The sequence below is a fragment of the Ciceribacter sp. RN22 genome (genome assembly GCF_024054295.1).
Classification (GTDB): domain Bacteria; phylum Pseudomonadota; class Alphaproteobacteria; order Rhizobiales; family Rhizobiaceae; genus Allorhizobium; species Allorhizobium lividum.
Genome location: NZ_JAMXLD010000011.1, coordinates 1 through 4952, shown reverse-complemented (window position 1 = coordinate 4952; position 4952 = coordinate 1). Strand labels below are relative to the sequence as shown.

At 63.8% G+C, this 4952-nt stretch carries 5 protein-coding genes; all 5 read left to right on the top strand.

Features of this window, described 5'->3' with window-relative positions; genetic code table 11:
- The first annotated feature begins 424 nt into the window (after window positions 1–424).
- The 5 genes from NHF53_RS22445 (at window position 425) to NHF53_RS22425 (ending at window position 4818) form a co-directional block, all read left to right on the top strand.
- Complete coding sequence (locus NHF53_RS22445; RefSeq protein ID WP_252836183.1) at window positions 425–2449, top strand: conjugal transfer protein TraG; 2025 nt, start codon at window positions 425–427, stop codon at window positions 2447–2449.
- A gap of 3 nt (window positions 2450–2452) precedes the next feature.
- Window positions 2453–2872: a CopG family transcriptional regulator gene (locus NHF53_RS22440; RefSeq protein WP_252836182.1), complete on the top strand. Its 420-nt coding sequence runs from the start codon at window positions 2453–2455 to the stop codon at window positions 2870–2872.
- Between the two features lie 370 nt (window positions 2873–3242).
- A complete protein-coding gene (gene trbB / locus NHF53_RS22435; RefSeq protein ID WP_252836184.1) occupies window positions 3243–4199 on the top strand; it encodes a P-type conjugative transfer ATPase TrbB in 957 nt (318 codons plus the stop codon).
- Window positions 4196–4537, top strand: a complete 342-nt coding sequence (locus NHF53_RS22430) for a TrbC/VirB2 family protein (protein ID WP_252836181.1) — start codon at window positions 4196–4198, stop codon at window positions 4535–4537. The genes trbB and NHF53_RS22430 overlap by 4 nt, the downstream gene beginning before the upstream one ends.
- A complete protein-coding gene (locus tag NHF53_RS22425) occupies window positions 4537–4818 on the top strand; it encodes a VirB3 family type IV secretion system protein (protein WP_252836180.1) in 282 nt (93 codons plus the stop codon). Before NHF53_RS22430 ends, NHF53_RS22425 begins: the two co-directional genes overlap by 1 nt.
- Window positions 4819–4952 lie beyond the last annotated feature (134 nt).

Below are 4952 nucleotides of genomic sequence, written 5' to 3'. Positions count from 1 at the left end.
CCATCGTCGCCGTCATGCGCAGGATGATCATCATCCTCAATGCCAGGATGCGAGACTATCGAGCAACGGTGCTTGAAACTTAACACCGTTGCTTTCTTATTACGCCCGCTGCGCAATTCAACAATCTAAAAAACAAGCGAGTAGCCTGGTGGCGTTGGAGATTTGCCGAGTTCCCTGAGCCAGTGCGCCGTTTCGGGTACTTGATCTTAGACGCGCGCGGCCCGTTCTGAGCGGCGCGACATGCCAGTCCAAGGTTCGGTTTGTTGCTTTCCAATGACGTCAAACCGCAGCCTGGGTTGCCGCGACCTGCCAGTATTCTTCCGACAGGCTTCGCCGGGCCACGCCGGCGGTGCTGATTGGTATTGAAGTCTTGTCGGGAGTTCCTCTTCTCTGACGCTTGAACCATGTGTGGAGAAGAACTTCCTTGTCGGCTGCGCGCGTGCTCTGGGGCCAGATCTTCGTTGTCCTTCTGATCGTTCTCGTCGCGGTCTGGAGCGCGACCCAGTGGACCGCGTGGCGGCTCGGCTTTCAGCCACAGCTCGGAGATCCCTGGTTTGTGCTGGCCGGTCAGAGAGTTTACCTTCCCCCTGCCTTCTTCTGGTGGTGGTTTTCCTTTGACGCCTACGCGCCGCAGCTGTTTCTCGAGGGGGGTGCCATTGCCGCCTCCGGGGGACTGATCGCCATTATTGCAGCTATGGCCATGTCGATCTGGCGTGCGCGCGAAAGCAGGGAAGCTCACACATATGGCTCCGCCCGCTGGGCGGAGCGCACGGAAGTCGAAGGCGCCGGTCTCCTTGGCGAGGACGGCGTGGTGATCGGCCGCTACGGGGACGCCTATCTCCGCCACGATGGTGCCGAGCATGTCCTGTGCTTTGCGCCGACGCGGTCAGGCAAGGGCATCGGTCTGGTGGTGCCCACGCTTCTGACTTGGCCGGGCTCCGCCATCGTTCACGACATCAAGGGGGAGAACTGGGGGCTGACGGCAGGCTTCAGGGCAAGGCACGGCCGGGTCCTGCTCTTCGATCCCACCAACGCGAAATCGGCCGCCTACAATCCCCTGCTTGAAGTCCGGAAGGGGGAGTGGGAGGTGAGAGACGTCCAGAATGTCGCCGATGTGCTCGTCGATCCGGAGGGCTCGCTCGAAAGACGGAACCACTGGGAGAAGACGTCCCATTCGCTCCTCGTCGGTGCAATCCTGCACGTCCTCTATGCGGAAGAGGACAAGACACTGGCGGGTGTTGCGGCCTTTCTTTCCGATCCGCGCCGGCCGATCGAAACCACGCTCTCGGTGATGATGACCACCCCGCATCTGGGCGAGGACGGGCCGCATCCGGTCGTTGCAAGTGCTGCGCGCGAGCTCTTGAACAAGTCCGACAACGAGCGCTCCGGCGTGCTTTCGACCGCCATGTCGTTTCTGGGGCTCTACCGCGATCCCGTTGTGGCCACCGTCACACGGCGATGCGACTGGCGGATCGCCGATCTTGCCGGAGCAGACGGTCCCGCGACGCTCTATCTGGTGGTGCCGCCCTCCGACATTTCGAGGACGAAACCGCTGGTACGCCTCATCCTGAACCAGATCGGCCGGCGCCTCACGGAGGATCTTCACGCTGGCGACCGCCGTCACCGCGTGTTGATGATGCTCGACGAATTCCCCGCGCTTGGGCGACTGGACTTCTTCGAAAGCGCGCTCGCCTTCATGGCCGGCTACGGCATCAAGGCTTTTCTCATTGCGCAATCTCTCAATCAGATCGAGAAAGCCTATGGGCCCAACAATTCCATCCTCGACAATTGCCATGTGCGGGTGAGCTTCGCGACCAACGACGAGAGGACGGCAAAACGCGTCTCGGATTCGCTCGGCATGGCGACCGAACTGCGCGTCATGCAGAACTATGCCGGACATCGGCTGGCGCCCTGGCTCTCGCATCTGATGGTTTCCCGTGCGGAAACGGCGCGGCCGCTTCTCACGCCCGGCGAAGTCATGCAGCTTCCGCCGGACGAGGAGGTCGTCATGGTCGCAGGCATTCCCCCGATCCGGACGAAGAAGGCGAGGTATTTCGAGGACCAGCGTTTCAGGGACCGGATCCTTCCGGCACCGGCGGCCGGTGGGCCCGGTGGACCCAGAACCGCGAAAGATGAGTGGTGGAGTGGAACCGTCCCTGCAAAGGCCGAACCACCGCGCGGATGCCCGGATGAAGGAGTCGAGGCTGGTTCGTCGAAGATGGGAAAAGACGGGAGTGACGCGGCCAATTCGGGCATTCGGCGCGAGCCGGGACTGGAGCAGCACGAGGCGATGGTGCCGGAATCGGCGCGTGCACCCATCATCAACGAGTTTGATCCGGATGCTGAAGGCCCTGACCGCGAGGCCGATCTCGGTCGATCGCTTCAACGCGCGATGCGCCGGGTCGCACGGCAGGCGTCCATGGATCCGGGCGACGGTCTGGAGCTATAGGACATGGCGATAAGGTCGGATAAGAAGCAACGTCTGTCGGTTTATCTGGACGCGGATGTCAAGCGGCGCCTGTCGGATTCTGCGGATCGGCGCATGCAATCTGCTTCGCTGATCGCCGAGGCTGCGATCGCCTCCTTCCTCTCTCCGGACGCGGACGAGCGAAAGGAGGCGGCCGTCGCCAAGCGCCTCGACCGGATCGAACGTCACCTTCAGCGGCTGGAGCGCGATGTCGAGATCACCAACGAGACGCTGGCGCTCTTCGTCCGCTCCTGGCTGAATTCCACGATCCCTCTTCCGGACGCGGCACAAGCCGCCGCTCGCGCGAAGGGTGGGGAGCGGTATGATGCCTTTGTCGCGGCGCTTGGGCGTCGCCTTGCCGCGGGACACAGGCTGGGAGACGAAATCTCCGAGGAACACCAATAGTCATTTCTCATCCCGGATGGCGAAGCCGGATGCTTTCATCCGACGGACCGGCGGTCGCCGAGGTGGCTTGTGCCTCACCGTGCGTTTGAGGCGTGGCAGTCGGGTTCTTCCGGTAGGCGGTGATGAGTCTCGGAGTAGATCTTGGGGCCTGCGCTATGCTGATGGCTCGGGCTGACCGCATCCGACAAGTATTCTTGCGACCGTCTACGACCCCTTACGAACCGGGCGATTATCCTGTTGCGGACCGGCTGTTTCTGCCTTTCTTGATTATCCCCGTCGCGATCGAAGATTTGACCCGATCGCCGGAAACGGGGACCAGATGCCGGCACATGAAGAGCAGGTTTTGCAGAGGATCTCGCGTGACGCGCGCATGCTGCGCACGGCGATGGGTCCGTCGATCGCGCGTCATCTCGCCGATCCAGCCGTCGTCGAGATCATGCTCAACCCCGACGGCAGGCTCTGGGTCGATCGCCTGAAAGAGGGGCTTGCGGACACGGGCGAGACGCTTCTTGCCGCCGACGGCGAGCGTATTGTCCGCCTCGTCGCCCACCATGTCGGCGCCGAGGTCCATCCCGGGAGCCCCCGCGTCTCCGCGGAGCTTCCGGAAACCGGGGAGCGCTTCGAAGGCCTCCTCCCGCCTGTGGTCGCCGCCGCTACCTTCGCCATCCGTAAGCCCGCGGTCGCGGTCTTCACGCTTTCCGACTATGTCGCGGCCGGGATCATGTCGGAGGCGCAGGCCGACGTGCTGCGGCTTTCGGTGGAGCGGCGCAGGAATATTCTCGTTGCCGGCGGAACCTCGACCGGCAAGACGACGCTGACCAATGCGCTTCTCGCCGAAGTCGCAAAGTCCTCGGATCGCGTCGTGCTGATCGAGGATACACGCGAACTCCAATGCGCCTCGCCCAATCTCGTGGCGCTCCGCACCAGAGACGGCATCGCCTCGCTTTCCGACCTCGTCAAATCATCGCTCAGGCTCCGGCCCGACCGTATCCCGATCGGGGAGGTGCGTGGTGCGGAAGCCCTCGACCTCCTGAAAGCCTGGGGCACCGGTCATCCGGGCGGCATCGGCACCATCCATGCCAGTTCCGCGATCGGTGCGCTCCGGCGTCTGGAGCAGCTCGTGCAGGAGGCCGTGGTCTCTGTGCCGCGGGCGCTGATCGCCGACACGATCGACCTCATTGCCGTGCTCTCCGGTCGCGGCACCGCCCGGTGCCTGACCGAGATCGCCCTTGTCGAGGGGCTCGATCCGGTGACCGGGGACTACCGGACCCTCAACGCGCAGATTCCTCTCGCAACGCAATCCCTTCCCGAAGGAGAAAAGAAATGAGCTTGCCCGCCGTTTGCCTGTTTGACCGAAGCCGTCGGCCCGTCTTGCGGACGGCTGTGCTGGTCTCCGTCTCGCTCGCAGCGCTACCTGCTTATGCCGCAGGTTCGTCGATGCCCTGGGAGGAGCCGCTGGAGCAGATCCTCGAAAGCATCGAGGGGCCGGTCGCCAAGATCATCGCCGTGATCATCATCATCGCCACGGGCCTGGCGCTCGCCTTCGGCGACACGTCCGGCGGCTTCCGCCGGCTGATCCAGATCGTCTTCGGCCTGTCGATCGCCTTTGCCGCCTCGAGTTTCTTTCTCTCCTTCTTCTCCTTCGGCGGCGGAGCGCTGGTCTGATGACGGCATTCGGCTCCGAACACTACGAAATCCGCAGCTTCCATGCGCCGGTCCGCCGGGCGCTCACCGAACAAATCCTGCTCGGCGGTGCGCCGCGCTCGGTTGCGATCGTCAACGGCACGCTTGCCGGCGCCGTCGGTCTCGGTCTTCGCCTCTGGCTCGCTGGTCTTGCCATCTGGGCGATCGGCCATGTCGCGGCCGTCTGGGCAGCAAGGCGCGACGCGCAGTTCGTGGATGTCGGTCGCCGCCACCTGCGCTACCCGGCGCATTTCGGGGTGTGAGGTCGGTTTGATGATGAACCTCGCCGAATACCGCAAGTGTCAACGGCGGAGTAAAAACCGGCCACGCGGCGGCGCAAAAGTCGGCCACTGTGGCGCACGCATGAGAGCCCCGGGAGGGCGTAGCCCGAGCGGGG